Source organism: Bacillus cereus group sp. Bc031 (genome assembly GCF_027716265.1).
Taxonomy (GTDB): Bacteria; Bacillota; Bacilli; order Bacillales; family Bacillaceae_G; genus Bacillus_A; species Bacillus_A paranthracis.
On sequence record NZ_JAQFUL010000040.1, the window covers coordinates 24,663 to 45,674 of the forward strand.

A 21,012-nucleotide genomic window follows, 5' to 3' on the forward strand; every position below is an offset into this window, starting at 1 on the left:
CCCTTCTATATCTACTAACTGTTATATATTCTTTTTTAATCAACTATTTTCCTGCTATTTCTTTCGTTTTAATAACACAGCAAGTAGCACTTTTGGATGAAATAGGTGAAATGGACTACGAATTAAATTCATCACTCGTACTAACCGAATATAAACATCAGAATTACTTGCGGATAGTCGATATATTTGTTTCGTATACCATAGCTGAAATTTTTGTTTTGTAGTTAATTCTCTCTGTAGCTGCGGGTGATGTGATATTTCCGTTGTTGTCATATCCCAAGGGGTTTCTATTATAGTAGCTGCCTTTTTATAAAATTGTTTTGTAAATGTTTTATCAAGTTGTTTTCTACCTTGCAGAAGTAATTGCAACTGGTGAGCTTCCATAGCTGCAACGGAAACACCTTGACCGAAAACAGGATCAAAACGACAGTGTGCATCTCCAACGACTAATAATCCTTCTGGCATATTTGTAGTGAGATCAAATCTCCGACGTACTTGATAAGGAATTTTATACGTTTTGATATCTGAAATTGCCTCCGCTTTATTTAGGAAATCTGTAACATTGGAGATTGATAGATTTTCAGCAAAATTATAAAATTCCTCATCTGTTTGTGGTGCTTTCTCACTTGCATACCCGCTGAAAGTAACAAAATAACGATTATCCTCAATCGTTTGAATAAGAACACCATGCGGATTGTCAGGGAAACTTGGAGACATTAGCATATTACAGCAGTCTAACTCCTCATTTTCTTTAAGTTTAAACATTTTCGTTGCGTAAAATAAATTAATACGAACTTTCTCTTCTTGTACTTCAATTTCGTATTCTCGTAGCCACTCTATACTTTTTGAACTAAATCCACTTGCATCAACAACAATATCTGCATGTATTTCTTCTTGTATGCCTGTCTCTAAACATTTAACTTTTACTCCACATACTTTGTTAGCCTTTCTGTCTACTATTAACCCTTCCACTAGTGTTTTAAATTTACTGGTGATATTTGAAATTTGATGTATTCGTTTTTGAATATGCCATTCAAGCAAAAACCTACTTTGTTGAATCATATGTACTTCTCCTGTGAATGGCTGTTTCCATAAACCAAATTGATGCCATTTTAAATCGCGAGTAAAGTTATTTACGATACTACCTGCTTCTATTAATTCGTTCGTAATATTTGGAAACAATTCCTCAATGGCGTTTTCTCCGCCTTTTAATAACACATGAGGATGATTACTTTGTGGAACTCTTTTTCTCGAAGACTTTCCATCCCATCTTTCACCAGCTTCTATAATGATTATTTCTTTAAAAGAAGTTGATAATGCTTTTGCTGCGAACTTTCCTGCCATACTTCCACCAATAACGATAGCCTTATTAAACATGTTTTCCCCCTTAATAAAAAGAGATCCTGCCTTGTATGAATGAAACAGGATCTTAAACAAATTAACTTCTTTATCATTATACTTAAAATACATCAGTAAATTGCAACGTTAAAATTAAAATACCTAATCCCCATACGTAATACGCGAATACTTTTAAAGAGTGACGTTTTAAATATTGAATCATCCATGAAACGGCTATGTATCCAAAAAACGCTGCTGATAACGTTCCGACAATTAAAGATGTACTAGAAATAGATTCTGCTTTCCCTTGAAAAACATCTGCAAATTGCAAAATGATAGCTCCGACAATAGCTGGCGTTGATAATAAAAAGGAAAAGTAAGCAGCGGTTTCGCGGTCTAACTTCCTCCATAATGCAGCGACGATTGTCATACCAGAACGAGAAATAGCCGGAAAAATAGCCGCTGCTTGAAATGAACCAATGATAAATGCATCTTTATATGTAATGTCATCCATTTTTTTACGACCATTCTTTTGTTTATCCGCCATGTAGAGGAAGAATCCGGTCACTAAAAACTCCCAACCAATCGTAATACCTGTTTTTGAAATATCCTCAAAAAAGTCTTTAAATAACAACCCGATTACAACCGCAGGTATCGTCCCAACAATAAGTAGTAGCATTAGTTTTGAAAATGGATTTTTGATTAAATATATAAATTCTTTTTTGTAATAAATAAACACTGCAAGTAAAGTCCCAATGTGCAGCATCGTATCTAAAAACAATCCTGCTTCATCTAATTGAAACAAATGCCTTCCTAAATAAAGATGACCTGTACTACTTATCGGTAAAAACTCTGTTAAACCTTGTACGATCCCTAATATAAAAGCTTCTAACCAATTCATGATGGTCCCCTTTCTTGTTTGCTTGTACCAATATATGAAGGTTAAATTTTCGATATGAAAAAAACTGTATTTCTCTATGAATTTACTTTTAATTCATGGATATATATGTAAAAAGAGGTAAGGAGGCTTACTATGTGGCAACATACGAAATTCGGCAATGTATTACTGTGGGTAGGACCTATCCTTGTATTTGTAGGGTTATGTATGACAAATGTTATTTCTGATATTCCTTTCTTTTTTGGAAAACATAAAACAATTGGAATTGTACTTATATGTATAGGTGTAGTTTGTTTTATTGCTGCTAATCATTTAAAAAAAGGAGAAAAATATGGGGGCTAAATCTAAATAAAAAACAATCCCAGTATATGTGCTAGGATTGTTTTTTTATTGCTTATTTATAGAATACTTTATCAACGTTATATTTTGCTTTGTATTCGTTAATGATATATGTTTCGTAAATTTCTCTTTCAATTGGATCTTCTACGATACATGCATCAATGCGGTATACTTCATCACGGTGGTTTTTGATTGGAGAAACATTATCTTCAAAATGCTTCTTAATACGTTGTCTAATTTTACGAGCTTTACCTACGAAAAGTAGTTTGTCATTAATATTGTAAAACATAAAAATGCCGCCTTTATCTCTAGGGAACAAGTGGAAGTCGATAAAACCATTGATTGGCGTAATTCTTGGCTCGTCTCCTCTAATAACTTGTTTACGTTCAGTAATTGTAACATCAACTTCAGGGATACTAATTTTAATCAAGTTCATTCACGTCCTCTTTTATTATAAAGATAAATAATAGCATACATATGTAAGAAAAGCTACGTTCATAGGCATATTTTATTTTATAATTCAAATATTATAGGTGTATCATGTAAACTCTTCTTCCAAATCATATGATCACTTGATTCTCCCCAATAATCTTTCAGTACATAACTAGGCTCTCCAAACTTCTTCGTCCATATACTTTGTGCTTTTTTGTAGCCACTATCTAAACAATACTCTGTTATACCTTTGCTAAGTAACGTAAGAAATATTGCATTTAGTAGTAAACTCCCGATACCCTTTTTTTGATACTCCGGCAGTATAAAAACAGTTCCTATTTCATACAAATCTTTAAGTACACCGCCTGTACAACTATTAATCAACGTACTTGCTGGACCAACTTCAATTGTTCCGATGATTTTATCGTTATTTGTATCAATTGCTAATAAAAAGTAACGTTTTTCTCCATTACTATCAAAATCTGTTTTCAAATATTGCTTTTTCATGTCAATTTCATTTTCTATGTCATCCAATAGTTGTGATAATCCTTCGTCTTTATATGTATTCGTAATAACTATACGGAAAAATAAGTGTAGTTCCTCTAAATCATCCGAATTTGGTCTCCTAATTGCAACGTTATACATGTTTTAAGTCTCCATTCCATACAAGTGTTAAAACCATACTCTATATACTCTATTCAACAATATTCTACAAAGCCCTGCATAGATCCAGCAGTATAGAAAACTCAGTATAAATATTGATAAAATCATTTTTATATCCATAATTGTATGAATAGTAGGACCAAGTACTGGAAAACGGAAAATATCGAGAACTATCATAATTCCTATAAGTAGACAAATTGCAGAAAAGGAAACAACCCAAATTCTCCTCTTGAATAGTATAAAGGAAAGCCCTAAGGCTATACCTAATAAACCTGTAGTAAAAGGAAAAACAATTAGTTCACTTGGCTCAATAATAAATAATAGGAGAATAGTAAGGAAATAAGAAAGTACTCCCTCACGAATAGAGTAGCAAATCGCCAAAAAAATTGGTAACGTCGCAAAAGGGCTAATAAATAACCCTATACCAGGAATTAAGTTACCTGCTGCTTGAAACATGGTGGCCAAAGCACTCATTAAAGCTGTAATGACTACTTTATTTGCTAGGGATAATTTTCTTTTATGAACAAAGTCCCCATTATTCTTTATCATAAGTTGACACCAATAACGTACAAATCGATTCATCAAAATACCCCCTAAAGATATCTCATCCATCACTTTCTATCTTATTCATACACTAGTGGTTTATGAGCTGTGTTCTACTTGTAATGAGTTACTATACAATAAAAGGCTTTTAGGGGGAGAACTTGTACGTTTTAAAACAAAGGGAATTCCTTGTATGATTAAACTACGAGTGTATATCGTATTAAGGGGTAATTTCAAAAATGGTACCTTTGTTAAAATCAGTTACTTTCATAGAACCGTAAACTCCTAAATATAACCTAGTTTGATCCAAATTTGTTCCTAAACTCATATAATAAGCTGATTGCGTACCAAAATCATAATCAGTTTCAATAACATGAAAATCAGTATGTTTACCATCTGTACCTGCTCTAGTATATGCTAATACACCTTTAACTGGCGGCCGAGACTCTTCTTTTCTAGCAAGGTCAGTAAACACAACACTACCATGTAAATTCGGGATTGCAGTTCCCATATATGGTTGAACGCCTGTTAGTGAAGTTCCTCCAAACTTATCCGGTCTTGGATCTTTATGAAAATAACTAATGAGTGGCTGAATTCGCTTCACTGATGTTTCTATTGTTTCATTATAATAAGCCATTGTTCTCTCATCAAAAGCAGGATTTTCAGAACAGTGTTTTATAAAAGAAGTAGGCAATTCTCCTTCCCATCCTCTCCAACCAAAATTAATAAATCCATCTTGATTTGAAGTGAGTCTCATTACATGCATTTGAACAAGTTCGGTAACCCGGATTGGTTTATATTGAACAAATGAAAAAATAGACTCTACAATATCCTGTCCGACATTACCTGCATATTTAATATACTGATTATAAAACCTTTGGAATGAAATACCGGTTATATTACGAACACCTTTCGCAATTACTGTAAGTGTTTCTTGTATAGATAGAGGAAGTTCATTAAAGCGTGTAACGACTGGAGGATTATTTATGAATGTATTTTTACTTACATCGATTTCAATAATTTTACCTGCTATTTCTAAATCATCTTGGCTTAAATTGAACGGATCATAACCCGAGCCGCCATCTCCATTTGTAAAAACAAGTTTCCCCGTCTCTGGAGAAAAGTTTAAAGTATTTACTCCATTATGATTAAAAAATGGGCGTTTTATATTAAGTAATGTTCTACGTTTTTGAGGGTGACCGTTTGATTGTAAAATCAATTCTTCAATTGTATCGATATGATCATATTGCGTATCTCTATTTAGCCATTTTAAATTTAAAGTTTTCGGGTCACAAGGATTCGGTTTAAATTGTTCAGAAAGTGCACTAGGTCCTTGAGTGCCAGCGACAGAATAATGAAGATAAAATAAACCGTTTTGATAAAATTGTGGATGAAATGCTAGTCCTAGCAATCCTCGTTCATCATAACCACTACTAGAGACACCTTCTTCAGATGTGCCTAATTTTATAATTCGCGGACGAATATTTAAAAATGTTTTTATGACGCCATCTCCTATGTAAAAAACCTCTCCTAATTGCGTTGCGATAAATAGCCTTTCAGCCGATTCACCTGGAAGAATTGCTGTTTTTATTACAGTGGGTAAATTTATGTTATGAACAATGGGTCGTAAACGAACTTTAACTTTTGTCAATTAACTTTACACCCCTTTATATTCTTTTTAATAGAAGAGTATGATTAGAGGGATCTTATTAGTATCAAAAAGAGCAATTCCTTTTTATTACAATTTTGTATATAATATAATTATAAATAAACTAGGAGGGCTACTTATGACACTTTTACTCCAAATCATCTTACCGCTTATATTTGCACTATATTTATTTACCCTCTATCGTAATACAACTATTGGAAAATCTGCTTTTCTTTTAGCGGTCATTATTGGGATTTTTGGATTAGAGAACATTTTTCAGCATGCTAATCTAACAGATCATGCTATTTATCCATATTGGGGCAGTTTGAAGGTTGTTGTTATTATTTTATCAGTCGTATTTCTATTTAAAAAAGATGGTTTAACAGGAAAATATTGATTTATAATGCTGTACATATTTTATTGTTAAACTGCTTTTAATTTATAAAAAAGAAATGTTTATGTAAAAACACGAAGGGATGTGTTACATATGTCTATAAATATTATTTCTATAGTTTCTATAATAATATGGATTGTGTTGATTACAGAACTTATAAAACCTTCAAAAAAACAGAATGGACGAAAAATAGTAATGTTATTAACTGCTGGTTCCGCATCAACACTTATTTTGACGATTTCATTTATTCAAAATATCTCGTTTTGGGATTGATAGTGATATAACTAGCAAAAATATGTATGCATAAAAAAGATTAGGACCGTACATCTCTAATATGTACGGTCCTTTTGTTTACTAGCGGTTCACTTATAAGTATTACAACTTGAATTTCTTTTTAAGATTCTTATATTTTCTATACGAACGTCTAACAATGTTTAACATAAAATACGGAATTTTAACAGGGAAAGGCAATTTATAAATGAAAGGCAAATAAAATGTAAAATATGCCTTTTCTAGATCTTTCCACTTACTATCTTCATTTGTTTTTAAGAAATCAGATACATCGACTACATATCCCCTTCCTTTTTCCATCATCACATTTTTCCCGTGAACATCGCAGGGGGTTAATCCTTGTTCTCTTGCATACTCTAAAGCTTTATTGATATCAAGGATCACCTGCTTAGGGATTTTAATCCCTTTATGAACAGCATCGTATAAGGTAATTTCTTTTAACCGTTTCAATACTATGAAATTTTCTCCTTTATAAATAAGCTTTGAATAAGAAGGATGGTTTCCGATTCTGCGGTATACTTCTGACTCTTTTTCAATGCCTTCTCCTTCGCGCGCGTATACTTTCACTACCCAATCTTTGTACTCTTTGTGCATGAATACCGCGGCATAATTACCTTTCCCTAAACACTTCCAAAGTCTAGGAATATCTTTAACTACTACAGGCTCGGATTCATCCTCGCTTCTTATGCTTATCTCTTTTAATAATTCATTCTTTATCAATCCCACAAAACAATTTATACTCATCATTTCCACTCCGGTTTTGCTAAAAGTGGGCCTGCCCACATTTTAACGAAAATATACACTAAGCGAATTTTAGCATAAAACTGGTCATCTTTCTTCTTCAAATAAAAAGATGACTCGTTTTATTTGAACTGTTGAATACTTAATATGTATTCCGCTATTCAGAGCCAAAAACCATACAACAAAAAATATTTCTAACTATTTTCATTTTTTCAGAGGCAACTGTATAGAGCTTTTCTTAGTGCAAGTTCTCTTGGTTCATTGACCCTGCCAAATCCATGTTTGATTTTTAGTAGTGTTCAATTCTTGTTCCGCTAATATCTTTGTTAGCTAACACTTTTATCTCGCTTTAATGGGCAGTAAGACCCCCCACCTCAAAATTCAGAAAAAGTAAAGAAGTTAGGTGAGGGATTAACTGCCCATAAAAGTCCGATTGGTTCAACTAATAATCAGTGGGGATGAAGAAAACCCCCACTGATTAAAGTTTCACTTTATTGTTTTAATAGTCTTTTGTTTAATTCCCACAATGCTGTTTTGTTACTGTCCCATTTCAAAAGCGTTACTGCTTCTTCAAAGGATAACCATTTATAATGTAAGTGTTCTTTAGATAATGAGATGTTTTTTGTAGGGACGTTAACTCCAAAAGAAAATTCTTTTATTACATAAACGTCATCTCCCCAAAGGAATTCTCCAACTACATCCTCTACTGGGAGTGAAGACACAGAATCTAATTGTATATATGAACATTCTCTTGTAATACCAGCCTCTTCAAACGCTTCACGTTTTGCTGATTCAATAGGAATCTCACCGTCTTCTCCACCACCAGCTATTCCTTGCCAATAACCATAATCACTTCGGTTGAAAATCGCATATTGAATAGAATCGTCAGTTTTTATATAAGGAAATATTAATACTTGATATGGTGCTCTCATTACTTAACCTCCTCTCAAAAAAAGCTTTAAATAAATAGAAATAAAGAGCAAACATCACAATTCTACATTAATAATGCACGTTCATGGTGTCGGCTCTTTATTTTTAAAGTATTTTATTTTTCATAAACAGTCTTACTCTTAACAGAGAAAAAAACTGCTTATTTCCTATCGAATTTGCTTAGCGTATTTTTTCTATATCTTATGTTATTCAATTGCGCCTGCAACGTCATAATCATTTAAATCTAATTCAATTGGTTGTCCCAGCGCTAACTTAGCAAGTTCTGATCCTAAATATGGACCTGCAGTTAAACCTGAGGCACCTAATCCGTTTGCAACGAGAATACCTTCAAAGTTAGGAAGCGGGCCAATTACAGGTAAGAACCCTGGTGTGAATGGTCTAAATCCAACTCTCGTTTCAAGCATAGTAGCATTTTCTAAGCCAGGTGCAACTGTTAATGCTTTATGGAATACTTCATGTAAACCACCAGCCGTTACACGGTGATCGAAACCAGTATCATTCTCATGTGTTGCACCAATTACGACATGGCCATTGTCAAATGTTAAAATGTATTGATCATTTGGCGGCATAACAACTGGCATATTTTCTGTTGCTATATTTTCCATTTGCAGGTGAACAATTTGTCCTTTTTGGAATGTAACTAAGAAGTTAATTCCTAATGGGTTTAAGATTTCGTTCGCCCATGCACCAGCCGTTACAATAACCTTCTCTGCTAAAATTGTTTCATCGTTTACTTTAACTCCCGTAATTTGACTACCTTCACGGACTAATACTGCATTGCCTTTTATAAAAGTTGCACCATGTTTTTTCGCAGCACTTATTAATGCATTACGTAATAACCTTCCATTTACTCGTGCAGCACCACTAATATGAACAGAACTAAATTCTTCTGATAATGCTGGGAATAATTTTTTTGTTTCTTCAGCTGATAAGCGATTGATTTCACCAATCTCTGGGGCATCTTCACGACGTTTATACGCTCGCTCTTCCATTTGATCTAGTTTTTTCTCATCAGTATGTAAACTAATTGCACCTACACGGTTGTAACCTGTATCCGTTTCACCGTCGTCTTCTAATTGCTGAATTAACGAAGAATAGTAACGTGCACCGCCTTTAACGATTTTATACCATGCTTTATTACGACGTTGCGAAAGCCATGGACAGACAATACCTGCTGCTGCATCTGTTGCTTGACCTACTTGTTGGCGATCCACGATAGTAACGTTCGCGCCAACCTTAGCAAGATGGTAAGCAGTAGACGCACCTAAAATTCCCGCTCCAACTACAATATACGATTTCATTTCAAACACCTTTTCTCTTTTACTAATTATATAAATATAAGAACATCCCTTAGTATAATGGAAGGAATACTTTTTTCAATGTACTCATCGCAATTAATTGTTGCATCATTGTGACTTTCCTAATCTTATTTTTTCTTTTTGCGGAATAAATCAATTGTTTTATAGCCTTGTGATAGAACCTCAATCATCTTTTCAAAACGTTTTTCACGTGTTTTTTCTTGTTTGACAGAAAACAGATTACGTGCCCAATCTTTTTTGTATCCAGGTGTTAAACTTTGATAAAACTTAAGTTCATTTGGATGATTAGCTAATAAAGCTTCAACATCTTGAATTCGATCTGCATAATCAGCTACACATTGGCTCATTGCAGGCGTTTTCGTCGCTTTTTTCTTCTCACGCTTTAAACCTACAACAGTAAAGATGTCATCCATACTTACCATTCGCGCAAATTTAATATCGCTTTCTCCCACATATCCATCTTCTCCAACGTTTAATGCTGGAAACATCTCATCACGGTGAATAAACGTACTGTAGCGAGAATTACCTTTTTTCGGATATGCGAAGAATATGTATCCTTTTTCAATTAATAATTCTTTATTACTAATAATATAATTCGTTTGTTTCACCATTTCATCCAGTGTTTCTACAAAAATAAAAATGGCATCGTGTTCTTTTGAAAATACAGTTTCTTTTCCTGTAAAAACTTCGTAATCACTTGGTTCATTAATAACAACCATATTCGTATACTTATTAAGTTTCAATTTATCGATAATTGACATGAAGATCTTCCTTTACATTCAAAATTCATTGTTTATACTTTTTCATACTGTTCTAGTGTATTATATCTATTAAGAAAATCAAACTTTAATAGTTGTTTTAAATTAAATTAATAAAATAGCCGGTTCTTATTCAGAACCGGCTAGCTATTCGCGTTATCATAACTCAATAGCAAATAAAGTATTTAAAAGCTCCCTATATTGCTCTTCTGTAATTTCACGTTTCGCTTTTTCGCCATGAACTATTTCAGTGAAACTAGTATTGGTTAAAGAGACATGACCAGATTCCGTCAATTTCACTGCAATTGGTCCTTTATTGAAAATAGATTTCTCATCTTCTACTACTCTTTTTTGAACATCATTCACTACTGCCTCATCAATGATACGATTATAAAAAGCATGACATACTTTCCACTCACCGTTCGTATCTTTTCTTTCTAGAACGTAATTCCCTTTACTCGTATCTTTTCGTCTCACTCGATACGTACCATTTTTAGAAGAAACAGCCTCACCAGTAAAAGGCACAGGGACTAGAGGTACTAATGAGGCAATACCTACATCAATTACGTATCGTACGTTATCATAATTTAGAATAATCGTTATATGCCCATCCTCGAGTGCCCAAGTGTTTATATCATTTTTATATACGGTACCTAATGCGAGTTGTACATCATAACCACAATCTTTTAAAAAGTAGTACAAAAGAGTATTTAATTCATAACAAAGTCCACCGCGGGATCTAGTTAAAATTTTATCCTGTAAATTTTCCATAGTAATTGCATTCGAATTACGTGATATAACATCTAAATTCTCAAATGGTATAGTGTGTGCAAATGCAAAAAGAATTGTATTTAATTCTTCAAACTTCATTTCAGTACGCTTTGCAAGATTCAATCTTGTAAAAAGCTTATGTTGTAGACTTGTCATAGTCAGCACCCTTTAAAATGTATAAGTTAAACTAGTATATGCTGATTGTAATTTTGATGGGGTACTGAAACAATGTACATTTCGTTTAACTGTACCGGTACAAAAAGTCTAACTTACAAGATTACTAAAGATAAGAAGCTACGAATACAAATGTAATAGTTTGTCTATAGGTAAATTATTATAATCGCTTAAATCAACAAAATACTGAAGCTGCCACATTTGGCTCTTTTTAGCTTGGTTGCTAACAGGGGTATCCCAGATCGGATAAATCCTCATAGCCATCTTGCCTTTTTGATTTTGTGTTCTCAAGATTTTTTCCTTAAGAAGAATCTCTTTAGGGAAGATAAATTGTCCTAGTTTATTATCATCTATACAAGTGATAACTAATAAGTCAGTAGCAGCGTCATAAGAGAATGCTTGATTTTGCATATCGTCATCTTTCTCCCAAAAAGAAACAAATTGACCAATTTTATTAGGAGTAATTTTAGATTTTCTAAAACGAATGGTTTTGTTATTTAAGTGAAATAAATATCCTGCATATTCTGCGTTTTGCTTTTCTTCTTTTACATTCGCAATCAGTAAATTGTTAGGTTTGTAAATTATGTTGTTTAAGTTTTGTATCGTATCATTATAACTGTTCAAGAAAACTCCCCCTTTATTCATTTCTTAGTTTAACACAAACATCAGTTCTTATATGTTATAAATAATAAGCGATATGAAAAAGAGGGTAATTTTACTGGGGTATTGTTATTACTTTAATGTACTTAGTTTTTCAATTGCTTGTTGTTCAGTTGCTAAGTAAAAAATATCTTTACCTTTATTACATTCATAAATAAAATCCTTTAAGCTTTTACTAGTATACATAGAGAAATCTCCAACAATAGCAAATTTCACCTTGTAGTTTATAAACTTTTGAAGGATATCGCCCGCAAGACGTGTTTTTAGATCAAAGAAATCTTCACTTATTAAAGATTTATGGATAATAATATGCTTCGCATCTATCTCATATTGAACAGTTGCCATAGTATCTAATGCAGATTGAACATCGGATATTAATACCTTATCATTTCTAATGACCGCAATATTGATTCCATCGATTACTACTTTCTTTATTTCCATAGTCCCACCCCTTTATAATTTACACAATATGAGTAAAATTGTTTTACAAAACTTCGTATGAATCATAGATTAAATTAGCTGTAGCTTTTAAAATTGCCTCTATTTTTTATTACTAATACGGTCAATGAAATTAATTTTACTTGTTAAAAAAATATTGTGGCGTAACATAACTTAACAAGCTATCCAAAGTGTTAATCTCGGCATATGGTTGTATTTTGGTAGTATTCTTGATTTTCTGAGGGTTAAACCACACACCTTTTATATTTGCATTTTGAGGACCAGCAATATCCTTTTCTAAGTCATCTCCAATAAATAATACATCTTCTGGTTGCACATTAAGCTTATTTAATGCTAGTTCAAATATACGTTTATCCGGTTTACTAAATCCCACTTCTTCAGAAATAATGATCGTATCAAAGTAATTGTTTAAATTCGTGTTAATTATTTTAGCCCTTTGCCTCTGACTTGAGCCATTTGTTATAATTCCAATTTCAAAGTGCTTCTTTATATGATGTAAGAAATGAATAGTATTTTTGTCTATTGAAAAACATTTAGGGAAATTATTATTCCAAAAATCTTGGATATAATTGCGTGGCAATCTATACTTCGGCGGGAATTCATCAAACAACGATTCTAAAACTATTGTTTTATCACTCATGCCGTATTCCCTTTTATCATATTCTTTAAATTTCCGTAGCATATTGTTTTTAACTGTATCACTAACATCCTCATAACAATTTTCTAAAACAAATAAAAACAATTTATCTACTGCCATATCCCTATTAAGTAACGTATCATCTAAATCAAACAGCATAGCTTTATAACCCATCAAATAAATTCACAACCTTTCTATATTTCTTAGTTATCATCAAAAGTAATCAAAAAACAATTCATATCAAAGAACTCCTAATAGAACGCTATTCTAAGAGTTAAATCAAAAATCCTTTTTCTGTTTGTTAATTGATGTGAAAGTACATAATTTCAACTAAGGTAGTAGGTGAATTTTTCAATTATAATTTATAACTTTCAGATTAATTTGAAAGTATTTTGTGATAAGCTGTACGTAAAGATTAAATATAAAGGATGATTCGTATGCAAATTAGACCAAAGGCAAGTGAATATAACTCTTATTATGCTACGTATGTTAACTTAGTATCAGACGGAAATATCATACAAATTTTAGAACAACAAATAGAGGAAACGAATCTTTTATTAAAAGACATTTCTGATAGTGAGGGACTTTTTCGATATGCTCCTACTAAATGGAGTATAAAAGAAGTAATCGGCCATATTGCAGATACAGAACGTGTTATGGCGTATCGCTTGTTATCTATCGCTCGAGGCGAGACAGCAGAACTTCCAGGCTATAACGATGATATGTATGTTCTTAAAGCTGCTTTTGATAAGCAATCTATGCAAGATCTTCTTGAGAATTTAATAGTTGTTCGCCAATCTACCGTGCATTTACTGAAAAGCTTAGATAAAGACACTTGGTTACAAAAAGGATATGCGAACAAATCTGAAGTTACAGTTCGTGCATTAGCATACATCATAGCTGGACATGAGCTTCATCATCTACAAATTATAAAAGAACGTTATCTTGGTTCTAATGCATATCCAGTAAGTTAATACTTGAAGAAAAAGAGTCCCATTTATATAGGACTCTTTTTTGCTATTTATAAAATTCACCACGCAAGATGCAAACGAGCCCTTATACATAATTTTCTTCAGACTGATATACTATAAACACAATAGTTCTAGAAAGGTGATGATATTATGTATGAACAACAAAATAATAGGGATAGAGATCAAAAAATGATGTTTTTTATGCAAGGAGTTCCCACAAATAGAGTTAACATGAATCAATTGCCAAAATGGATTAGAATCTTCGGCTATTGTGCGTTTGGTTGGATGATACTATTTAGTTTCATTATGATTGTTGGTTTAATTCTGCAATAACGATACATTCAAAATGTTAACGGAACAGCATTTAGATTATACATCTAGGTAACAAGCTATTTTATTACCTAGATGTACTACCCATTCCTTTTCATCTTCATGAATGTCAATAAGTGCATTGAACATTCAACTTGTGAAGAATAGTAATGAGGGTGATAAAGGTCTATACTCACAATCCTTTTGATTTATTTTTGGATGGTAAAACATGTTTCTCTACTCTTTCATATTGAGTAAGTAATTGCCTAATTAAAGATAATTTCGGTACTAACCAATGCGAAAATACCGCCGAAATACATCCTATTAAAGCCCCTACTGCAACATCAAAAGGATAATGAACCCCTACCCAAATACGAGAGATCGCTATACAAAGCGCAAGTATAAGCCATAGCCATCCAGTTTTTTTACGAACAAGCCAAAACGAAAAACAAATTGAAAAAAAGAGAATCGTATGGTCACTAGGAAATGAATTATCTACAGCATGGTCGACAAGTTTATTAACATGAGGCAATACTGCAAACGGTTGATAATTCAGATGGAATTTCCCTGCTATTTTTCCAATCACCTCAGCAATTACAAAAGCAACCATCGCTTGAATAACCATCATCCTACTTTTTCTAGATCCAATAAACCAATAAGTTAAAATAATTAAAGCTAAAATATATACCATATATTCTGCCAAAAATACTATGGCCGGGTTTAGGAATGAATATTGTTTACCTAAATCATTAATGGCTCGAAAAATATCGATATTGAATTGAGAAAAAGACATTTCAAATCCCTCCTTATTAGTAAGGTGTCTTACTGATTGCCATATACTTTTATTACATGGATAGTGTTGGTTATTGTACCCACCTAAAAATACCAACCTCTTATGACACCGCTTTCTTCTTATTCACTTTAATAAAAAAAGAAAAAGGAAAACATCGAACTTTCTTACAATCATTCATGCATTCTTACAGTTTTGTCATTTTCTCGTCACTTTGAAAATAGATTCATCGTCTTGCCTTTTGTTATATTCATAAACTCGTATATCTACAATTACGGAAACCCTAATCACACATAAAAAAGAGAAGAACCTTGGCGAGTTCTTCTCTTTTTGATTGATTAAATTGTAATACAATTACAGTATGTGAAATTATACTATTTTAACTTTAAAACAAATGAACTTAACGCAGGAACTTTAATTTTATTGTCATGGACAACAGAAAGTGGTTTACTTTCCGCCTGCTTCCCGTCTACTAGTACTTTCCAAGGACCTTTCGATGGAAGTGTTATTTCAACAGCTTCTCTATTTGCATTGTGAGCCACCGTAAAGTATTCATTTTTATTCCCCTCTATTGTATAAGCTACAGTATTTTTCGGAGCATCAATAAATGATACGTGTGTTTTTATTTGCTCTGCAGATGTCATTCGAAAAGCTGGGTACTTTTTGCGTAATTCTATTAAACCCTTCATATAATCTACTTCATTATTAAACGTTGCACGGCGCAGCCAATCCATCTGGTTAATCGAATCTGGAGATTTGTAACTATTATGATCACTGTATTTCGTCCGCATAAACTCTTGCCCTGCATGTAAAAACGGAATACCTTGTGATGTTAATAAAATCGAAGAAGATAATTTATGCATTTGTTTTCGCACTTCTTCACTGTCACCTGGATTAGTCAACTCAAGTTTATCCCATAATGTATGATTATCATGCGCTTCCACATACGTTAGTACCTGCTCTGGATCTTGATAAGTCGACGTATTTCTATCATAGTCAATGCCTGCCGTAATGCCTTTTTTAATACGGTCTTCCATGTTTTCCTTTCCATTTACAAAGCCATTTTCTTTCTCCTCAAACACACTACCTTTCAATCCATCACGTATATTATCGTTAAAATGGGCAATTCCTTTCATTTTCTCTGCATTTTTTTGATTTGCTTTCAACTCTGCTGCAAGAGGTGTATTTAAATCCCAACCTTCTCCATGCAGTATAATAGAAGGGTCAATTTGATTAATAGCTTTACGTATTTCATTCATCGTTTCATAATCATGAATACCCATTAAATCAAAACGGAATCCGTCTAAATTGTATTCTTTTGCCCAATATGTGACGGAATCTATCATAAATTTCCTCATCATTTTTCTTTCTGAAGCCGTATCATTTCCTACACCGGTTCCATTTGCAAATATTCCATCTTCATTGTAACGATAATAATAACCGGGAACTAACTTATGAAAATTAGATTCAGCAGCATTATACATATGGTTATAAACTACATCCATAACAACACGAAGATTATTATCATGTAGTGTTTGAATCATTTGTTTTAATTCAGTTATTCGAACAGTTGGCTCGTATGGATTTGTAGAATAGGACCCCTCTGGTACGTTAAAGTTTTTTGGATCATATCCCCAGTTATATTGTGGTTCGTTTACATTCTCTTCATTTACTGAAGCATAATCAAATATCGGCAAAAGCTGAACGTGTGTAACACCAAGATCTTTTATATGATCAAGTCCTGTTTTCACATCTTCAGGCCCTCTTGTTCCTTTTTCTGTTACACCTAAATATTTTCCTTTCTGTTTAATGCCACTTTCGGGCTGAATAGAAAGATCACGTACATGCAATTCATAAATAATAGCATCTTCCGGATTTTTTAATTTAGGCTTTTTGTTAGTGTTCCATTTTTTCGGATTTGTTTCTTCTAAATCAATAACCGCACCTTTATCTCCATTTACAGAAGCAGCACGTGCATACGGATCAACTGCTTCTGTCCACTTATCACCAATTTTTACCTTATACGTATAATAGAGACCTTTTTGATTCCCTTTAAGTTCTGCTTTCCAGGTGCCCTTTTCACCTTGTTGCATATTTATTTCAGTACCTATTTTATCGTTCCATTTTTTATATGTAACTAACTTCGCTTCACTCGCAGTAGGAGCCCATACACGGAACTTTGTATGTTGCGCGGTATATGTATTTCCTAAATCGTTACCACCATAATAAAATAAATGATCAAATTCCTCACTACGAATGACTTTACCAATTTCAGTATTCGTATCAGCTAAGTTTTCTATTTTAACTTTGTATGTTTGTTTTAAATCAATTTTCTGTTCCGTAATTATTTTCACCTTATTCGTAATATCTCCACTGTTTATATCATAAGGACTAATATTCTTAATTTTAATACCTTCAATTTCAATTTTCTGTTCCTTAATATGAAATGGAACATTCGTCGTTACAGTGATTTCATTGAAACTATCAATAGTTGCTTTGGGAAGGTTCTGAATGTGAAACGAAATATCATCCTTCTTTACGTCATATTGCATTTAGAGTTTCATATGAGGATTTAAAAGAATCATTAAATTGGTTACACTCACTTCAAATTAAAGCTGTTCCGTTTGGGAGTAATGAATCTATTGCACCTTTCGTCCGTCCACATCAAGGTAATGCATCTGTTTATTTTATTGATCCAGATGGTAATAGCTTAGAACTTATTTGTCATATTATTGTACCTAATGCACTAAAACATATAACTAATAAATTATCCTTTAAAGATTGGGAGAAACTATTAGCTGACACATTCGAATGAATATTAGCTATAAATCATAATGTCTCACCTTTATTTTTATAACATGTATAATAATCCCTAATAATAATGTCCTATCAATTTATCATTAAATAAATGTAAAAAATGACCCTATTTATTCATTTTTCATGCGTATGTATGTACATTTGTTAATTTATTCGATATATTATGTGTATTGAATGATTACGAAAAACTTATAGCTCGCTAAAAACACCTTATATTTTTATATCCGTGAAAACTACAAAATGTATAAAATTCCATTTGTCAAATGAATTTAATGCGGAAGGAGGTTTGTGGTTACTTCATCGGGATATAATAATCAGTTTTAAACTGATAAAAATATAGGAGGCGATATAATGTTTCGTACGATTTCAAATTTCATGAGAGTGGCTGAGATAAGAAGGAAAATCCTTTTTACATTAGCGATGTTAATCGTTTTTCGAATTGGCACGTTTATTCCAGTTCCTCATACTAACGCAGAGGTATTAAAAGTACAAGATCAAGCTAACGTTTTAGGTATGCTAAACGTATTTGGCGGAGGAGCATTGCAACACTTCTCAATCTTTGCTGTAGGTATTACACCATATATTACAGCTTCCATTATAGTACAATTACTACAAATGGACGTCATACCAAAATTTTCGGAATGGGCAAAGCAAGGAGAAATGGGCCGTAAGAAATCAGCTCAATTTACTCGATACTTTACAATCATTCTCGCATTCATACAAGCCATTGGGATGTCTTATGGCTTTAATAATATAGCAGGTGGACAATTAATAACAGATCAAAGCTGGACTACATACTTATTTATTGCAACAGTTTTAACTGCAGGTACTGCATTTTTACTTTGGTTAGGTGAACAAATTACCGCTAATGGAGTAGGTAATGGTATTTCGATGCTTATCTTCGCAGGACTTGTAGCAGCGATTCCAAATGTTGCGAATCAAATTTATTTACAACAATTTCAAAATGCAGGCGATCAATTATTCATGCACATCATAAAAATGGTCTTAATTGGTCTTATAATTTTAGCGATAGTTGTTGGCGTTATTTACATACAACAAGCGGTGCGTAAAATACCGATTCAATATGCAAAAGCTGTTTCAGGAAACAATCAATATCAAGGAGCAAAAAACACTCATTTACCTCTAAAAGTAAATAGTGCTGGTGTAATTCCAGTCATCTTTGCTTCCGCATTTTTAATGACGCCGCGTACAATTGCGCAGCTCTTCCCTGATTCAAGCGTATCAAAATGGTTAGTTGCAAACCTTGATTTCGCACATCCAATTGGAATGACACTTTATGTCGGTCTTATCGTTGCTTTCACATACTTCTATGCATTTATTCAAGTAAATCCTGAACAAATGGCAGAGAATTTGAAAAAGCAAAATGGATATGTACCTGGTATTCGTCCTGGTAAATCAACAGAACAATATGTAACGAAAATTTTATACCGTTTAACATTTATCGGTGCAATTTTCTTAGGTGCAATTTCAATTTTACCGCTTGTATTCACAAAGATTGCTACATTACCACCTTCTGCACAAATTGGTGGTACAAGCTTACTGATCATTGTCGGTGTGGCACTTGAAACAATGAAAACGTTAGAAAGTCAGCTTGTAAAACGTCATTATAAAGGGTTTATAAAAAAAGCGAATTAAGTAAAAAAAACACAGTTGGTTATTTTTTCAACTGTGTTTTTAATTCTACTGCATCTAATTTTTCTACTAATGTACCAATGATCTTTTCCAAGTTCATTATTTTTTCTTCTAGGGCTCGAATGCGTTTATTGCTCTCGTCTACATCATTATATTTTAAACTGTTATTGGATACTTTGAACTGCTCCCCTAATTCGGAAGTGATATCTTTAATAGTTGATTTTCCAGCATTATCTAGTGCATTTGTATTTGATTTTAATTCAAATTGAAGCTCATATGTATTTCCAGTTAACTCTTTAGCTATTTGCGAAATTAAATCTTTATAAGACTTTTTAACCCACTCTTGTTGGAATTCGTTTTCAAAATAAATGATTAATGAATCTTCATTTATTCTAGCTGTCGTTTCTTTGACCCAAGTTTCATATGACGGTCTCGAAATTTTTAATTGCATTTTATCTTTTATTTTATTCCAAATTGTTTTTGATTCCTCTTGTCCGGAAGTACGTTGATTATTTTGCACGTGATGGATCTGTGCTTTAGAAGTAGCGCTTGATCCTATTTCGAACCAAATTTGATATTCTTCATCAGTAAGTTTCTGTACGGTACTTGAAATTATATTTTTATACTCACCTTCAAGCAAATCACGATGAAACGCATCTTCACAAAAGATTATTACTTTATTATCTTTTATCGTAGCGTTTGTATTTCTAATCCATGTCATAAATGTTTTCTCTGCTATTTTAGGTCTTAATGCTTTCTTTACTTCATCCCAGCTACTAAGCTTTTCTTTTTGGACATCTTTCAAGTTAGATGGTTCGCCATTACATAGATCAAACTGAATTTCAAAAGTCGTATTAAACATTTCTCTTAATGTATTAAATACTAATTCTTTATAATGAGATTCTAACCAGTCACGTGCAAATTCATTTGGACAATAAATTGTTAATATATCATCCTCTAAATAAACAGTAGTATTCGTAAACCAAGTTTCATATGATGGTTTTGAAATTTGCGGTCGAATTTTTTCCTTTACTTCAGTCCAATTTATTTTCATAATAACTCCCCTCTTCTTACAGATCTCTTTCATATAGCTTAATAATATTACGCCTTTCCAATAAATAAAGTCAATCCGTATCATGAATAAAATGAAACATGTTTATATTCACTCAAAATATAAGCTTCTCTAACGCCTTCTTCATTTTAATACCTCGTTATTCTTAACAACTGGTTTTAAAACTTTCATTCTTCAACACTACTATATTGATCTATAACAATTGCTTTCATGTCCTCTCCCTTGCTGTTTATTTTAATAACATACAATTATTTCTCAAAATTTTTCCCCTTAAATTATCATAAACTTATTTTTGGGGGTAATTACGCATGCCCATCAACTTAAGAACGAAAACAAAATGAACTTTCGTTCAAACAAACTAAAAAACACGTAATGTACTTTTGG

At 32.6% G+C, this 21,012-nt stretch carries 22 protein-coding genes and 2 pseudogenes; 7 read left to right on the forward strand and 17 right to left on the reverse strand.

The features are described 5' to 3' along the window. Positions 1-54 precede the first annotated feature (54 nt). Together PDQ33_RS16300 and PDQ33_RS16305 are read right to left on the reverse strand one after the other, a co-directional pair. Positions 55-1,377: an FAD-dependent monooxygenase gene (locus tag PDQ33_RS16300; RefSeq protein ID WP_270756177.1), complete on the reverse strand. Its 1,323-nt coding sequence runs from the start codon at positions 1,375-1,377 to the stop codon at positions 55-57. Between the two features lie 82 nt (positions 1,378-1,459). Further along, positions 1,460-2,239 carry an undecaprenyl-diphosphate phosphatase gene (locus PDQ33_RS16305; RefSeq protein WP_076868892.1) on the reverse strand — a complete coding sequence of 260 codons (780 nt, stop codon included), beginning with the start codon at positions 2,237-2,239 and terminating at the stop codon, positions 1,460-1,462. A 132-nt stretch (positions 2,240-2,371) separates the two neighbouring features. Between PDQ33_RS16305 and PDQ33_RS16310 the strand changes: the two genes are divergently transcribed. Further along, the gene (locus tag PDQ33_RS16310; protein WP_061130441.1) at positions 2,372-2,578 is read left to right on the forward strand and encodes a hypothetical protein; all 207 of its coding nucleotides are present in this window, start codon (positions 2,372-2,374) and stop codon (positions 2,576-2,578) included. A 52-nt stretch (positions 2,579-2,630) separates the two neighbouring features. Here PDQ33_RS16310 and PDQ33_RS16315 read toward each other — a convergent pair whose 3' ends face one another. From PDQ33_RS16315 to PDQ33_RS16330, 4 genes are all read right to left on the reverse strand, one after another. After that, on the reverse strand, positions 2,631-3,011 hold the full coding sequence (locus tag PDQ33_RS16315; protein ID WP_270756180.1) for a nucleotide excision repair endonuclease: 381 nt from the start codon (positions 3,009-3,011) through the stop codon (positions 2,631-2,633). Between the two features lie 77 nt (positions 3,012-3,088). Beyond that, complete coding sequence (locus tag PDQ33_RS16320; RefSeq protein WP_061130439.1) at positions 3,089-3,652, reverse strand: GNAT family N-acetyltransferase; 564 nt, start codon at positions 3,650-3,652, stop codon at positions 3,089-3,091. Positions 3,653-3,679: 27 nt separating this feature from the next. Beyond that, a complete protein-coding gene (locus PDQ33_RS16325; protein WP_061130438.1) occupies positions 3,680-4,252 on the reverse strand; it encodes a hypothetical protein in 573 nt (190 codons plus the stop codon). Positions 4,253-4,433: 181 nt separating this feature from the next. Further along, on the reverse strand, positions 4,434-5,864 hold the full coding sequence (locus tag PDQ33_RS16330) for a PQQ-dependent sugar dehydrogenase (protein ID WP_061130437.1): 1,431 nt from the start codon (positions 5,862-5,864) through the stop codon (positions 4,434-4,436). Between the two features lie 136 nt (positions 5,865-6,000). On the opposite strand from PDQ33_RS16330, the gene PDQ33_RS16335 reads away from it, so the two are divergent. Next, a complete protein-coding gene (locus tag PDQ33_RS16335) occupies positions 6,001-6,258 on the forward strand; it encodes a hypothetical protein (RefSeq protein WP_000173559.1) in 258 nt (85 codons plus the stop codon). A gap of 90 nt (positions 6,259-6,348) precedes the next feature. Continuing rightward, a complete protein-coding gene (locus tag PDQ33_RS16340) occupies positions 6,349-6,528 on the forward strand; it encodes a hypothetical protein (protein WP_000026330.1) in 180 nt (59 codons plus the stop codon). Between the two features lie 102 nt (positions 6,529-6,630). Here the strand turns inward: PDQ33_RS16340 and PDQ33_RS16345 are convergent, their stop codons facing one another. The 8 genes from PDQ33_RS16345 to PDQ33_RS16380 form a co-directional block, all read right to left on the reverse strand. Further along, entirely contained in the window at positions 6,631-7,293 is a 663-nt protein-coding gene (locus PDQ33_RS16345; protein ID WP_270756183.1) for a serine/threonine protein kinase, read from the reverse strand. A 485-nt stretch (positions 7,294-7,778) separates the two neighbouring features. Next, positions 7,779-8,219: an NUDIX hydrolase gene (locus tag PDQ33_RS16350; RefSeq protein ID WP_061130435.1), complete on the reverse strand. Its 441-nt coding sequence runs from the start codon at positions 8,217-8,219 to the stop codon at positions 7,779-7,781. 204 nt (positions 8,220-8,423) lie between these two features. Then, complete coding sequence (locus PDQ33_RS16355) at positions 8,424-9,539, reverse strand: NAD(P)/FAD-dependent oxidoreductase (RefSeq protein ID WP_061130448.1); 1,116 nt, start codon at positions 9,537-9,539, stop codon at positions 8,424-8,426. A 125-nt stretch (positions 9,540-9,664) separates the two neighbouring features. Then, positions 9,665-10,318: a YdeI/OmpD-associated family protein gene (locus PDQ33_RS16360; RefSeq protein ID WP_000022240.1), complete on the reverse strand. Its 654-nt coding sequence runs from the start codon at positions 10,316-10,318 to the stop codon at positions 9,665-9,667. 156 nt (positions 10,319-10,474) lie between these two features. Next, positions 10,475-11,242 carry an arylamine N-acetyltransferase family protein gene (locus PDQ33_RS16365; RefSeq protein WP_061130434.1) on the reverse strand — a complete coding sequence of 256 codons (768 nt, stop codon included), beginning with the start codon at positions 11,240-11,242 and terminating at the stop codon, positions 10,475-10,477. Positions 11,243-11,380: 138 nt separating this feature from the next. Beyond that, the gene (locus tag PDQ33_RS16370; RefSeq protein ID WP_061130433.1) at positions 11,381-11,884 is read right to left on the reverse strand and encodes a MepB family protein; all 504 of its coding nucleotides are present in this window, start codon (positions 11,882-11,884) and stop codon (positions 11,381-11,383) included. Between the two features lie 108 nt (positions 11,885-11,992). After that, positions 11,993-12,361, reverse strand: coding sequence for a DUF4180 domain-containing protein (locus PDQ33_RS16375; protein ID WP_071741644.1), 369 nt, complete (start codon positions 12,359-12,361; stop codon positions 11,993-11,995). A gap of 136 nt (positions 12,362-12,497) precedes the next feature. Then, the gene (locus tag PDQ33_RS16380; protein WP_061130431.1) at positions 12,498-13,190 is read right to left on the reverse strand and encodes an HAD family hydrolase; all 693 of its coding nucleotides are present in this window, start codon (positions 13,188-13,190) and stop codon (positions 12,498-12,500) included. 263 nt (positions 13,191-13,453) lie between these two features. Here PDQ33_RS16380 and PDQ33_RS16385 point away from each other — a divergent pair, with 263 nt between their 5' ends. Next, on the forward strand, positions 13,454-13,990 hold the full coding sequence (locus PDQ33_RS16385; RefSeq protein ID WP_061130430.1) for a DinB family protein: 537 nt from the start codon (positions 13,454-13,456) through the stop codon (positions 13,988-13,990). A gap of 147 nt (positions 13,991-14,137) precedes the next feature. Beyond that, positions 14,138-14,320 carry a hypothetical protein gene (locus tag PDQ33_RS16390; RefSeq protein WP_000273226.1) on the forward strand — a complete coding sequence of 61 codons (183 nt, stop codon included), beginning with the start codon at positions 14,138-14,140 and terminating at the stop codon, positions 14,318-14,320. A gap of 169 nt (positions 14,321-14,489) precedes the next feature. Here the strand turns inward: PDQ33_RS16390 and PDQ33_RS16395 are convergent, their stop codons facing one another. Both PDQ33_RS16395 and pulA read right to left on the reverse strand, forming a co-directional pair. Further along, on the reverse strand, positions 14,490-15,089 hold the full coding sequence (locus PDQ33_RS16395; RefSeq protein WP_000010578.1) for an undecaprenyl-diphosphatase: 600 nt from the start codon (positions 15,087-15,089) through the stop codon (positions 14,490-14,492). A 371-nt stretch (positions 15,090-15,460) separates the two neighbouring features. After that, a pseudogene (gene pulA / locus PDQ33_RS16400) lies at positions 15,461-17,593 on the reverse strand (type I pullulanase); the annotation flags it as partial. On the opposite strand from pulA, the pseudogene PDQ33_RS16405 reads away from it, so the two are divergent. Together PDQ33_RS16405 and secY are read left to right on the forward strand one after the other, a co-directional pair. After that, positions 17,581-17,901: pseudogene (locus PDQ33_RS16405) on the forward strand (VOC family protein); the annotation flags it as partial. The pseudogenes pulA and PDQ33_RS16405 sit on opposite strands and share 13 nt — an antisense overlap. 353 nt (positions 17,902-18,254) lie before the next feature. After that, positions 18,255-19,559, forward strand: coding sequence for a preprotein translocase subunit SecY (gene secY / locus PDQ33_RS16410; RefSeq protein WP_061130374.1), 1,305 nt, complete (start codon positions 18,255-18,257; stop codon positions 19,557-19,559). 19 nt (positions 19,560-19,578) lie between these two features. Here the strand turns inward: secY and PDQ33_RS16415 are convergent, their stop codons facing one another. Then, a complete protein-coding gene (locus PDQ33_RS16415) occupies positions 19,579-20,610 on the reverse strand; it encodes a DnaA N-terminal domain-containing protein (protein ID WP_061130375.1) in 1,032 nt (343 codons plus the stop codon). Positions 20,611-21,012: the final 402 nt, after the last annotated feature.

Coding starts and splice junctions, on each gene's coding strand:
- PDQ33_RS16300 (WP_270756177.1), bottom strand. CDS start 1,377: ATGTTTAATAAGGCTATCGTTATTGGTGGAAGTATGGCAGGAAAGTTC.
- PDQ33_RS16305 (WP_076868892.1), bottom strand. CDS start 2,239: ATGAATTGGTTAGAAGCTTTTATATTAGGGATCGTACAAGGTTTAACA.
- PDQ33_RS16310 (WP_061130441.1), top strand. CDS start 2,372: ATGTGGCAACATACGAAATTCGGCAATGTATTACTGTGGGTAGGACCT.
- PDQ33_RS16315 (WP_270756180.1), bottom strand. CDS start 3,011: ATGAACTTGATTAAAATTAGTATCCCTGAAGTTGATGTTACAATTACT.
- PDQ33_RS16320 (WP_061130439.1), bottom strand. CDS start 3,652: ATGTATAACGTTGCAATTAGGAGACCAAATTCGGATGATTTAGAGGAA.
- PDQ33_RS16325 (WP_061130438.1), bottom strand. CDS start 4,252: ATGAATCGATTTGTACGTTATTGGTGTCAACTTATGATAAAGAATAAT.
- PDQ33_RS16335 (WP_000173559.1), top strand. CDS start 6,001: ATGACACTTTTACTCCAAATCATCTTACCGCTTATATTTGCACTATAT.
- PDQ33_RS16340 (WP_000026330.1), top strand. CDS start 6,349: ATGTCTATAAATATTATTTCTATAGTTTCTATAATAATATGGATTGTG.
- PDQ33_RS16345 (WP_270756183.1), bottom strand. CDS start 7,293: ATGATGAGTATAAATTGTTTTGTGGGATTGATAAAGAATGAATTATTA.
- PDQ33_RS16350 (WP_061130435.1), bottom strand. CDS start 8,219: ATGAGAGCACCATATCAAGTATTAATATTTCCTTATATAAAAACTGAC.
- PDQ33_RS16355 (WP_061130448.1), bottom strand. CDS start 9,539: ATGAAATCGTATATTGTAGTTGGAGCGGGAATTTTAGGTGCGTCTACT.
- PDQ33_RS16360 (WP_000022240.1), bottom strand. CDS start 10,318: ATGTCAATTATCGATAAATTGAAACTTAATAAGTATACGAATATGGTT.
- PDQ33_RS16365 (WP_061130434.1), bottom strand. CDS start 11,242: ATGACAAGTCTACAACATAAGCTTTTTACAAGATTGAATCTTGCAAAG.
- PDQ33_RS16375 (WP_071741644.1), bottom strand. CDS start 12,361: ATGGAAATAAAGAAAGTAGTAATCGATGGAATCAATATTGCGGTCATT.
- PDQ33_RS16380 (WP_061130431.1), bottom strand. CDS start 13,190: ATGGGTTATAAAGCTATGCTGTTTGATTTAGATGATACGTTACTTAAT.
- PDQ33_RS16385 (WP_061130430.1), top strand. CDS start 13,454: ATGCAAATTAGACCAAAGGCAAGTGAATATAACTCTTATTATGCTACG.
- PDQ33_RS16390 (WP_000273226.1), top strand. CDS start 14,138: ATGTATGAACAACAAAATAATAGGGATAGAGATCAAAAAATGATGTTT.
- PDQ33_RS16395 (WP_000010578.1), bottom strand. CDS start 15,089: ATGTCTTTTTCTCAATTCAATATCGATATTTTTCGAGCCATTAATGAT.
- secY (WP_061130374.1), top strand. CDS start 18,255: ATGTTTCGTACGATTTCAAATTTCATGAGAGTGGCTGAGATAAGAAGG.
- PDQ33_RS16415 (WP_061130375.1), bottom strand. CDS start 20,610: ATGAAAATAAATTGGACTGAAGTAAAGGAAAAAATTCGACCGCAAATT.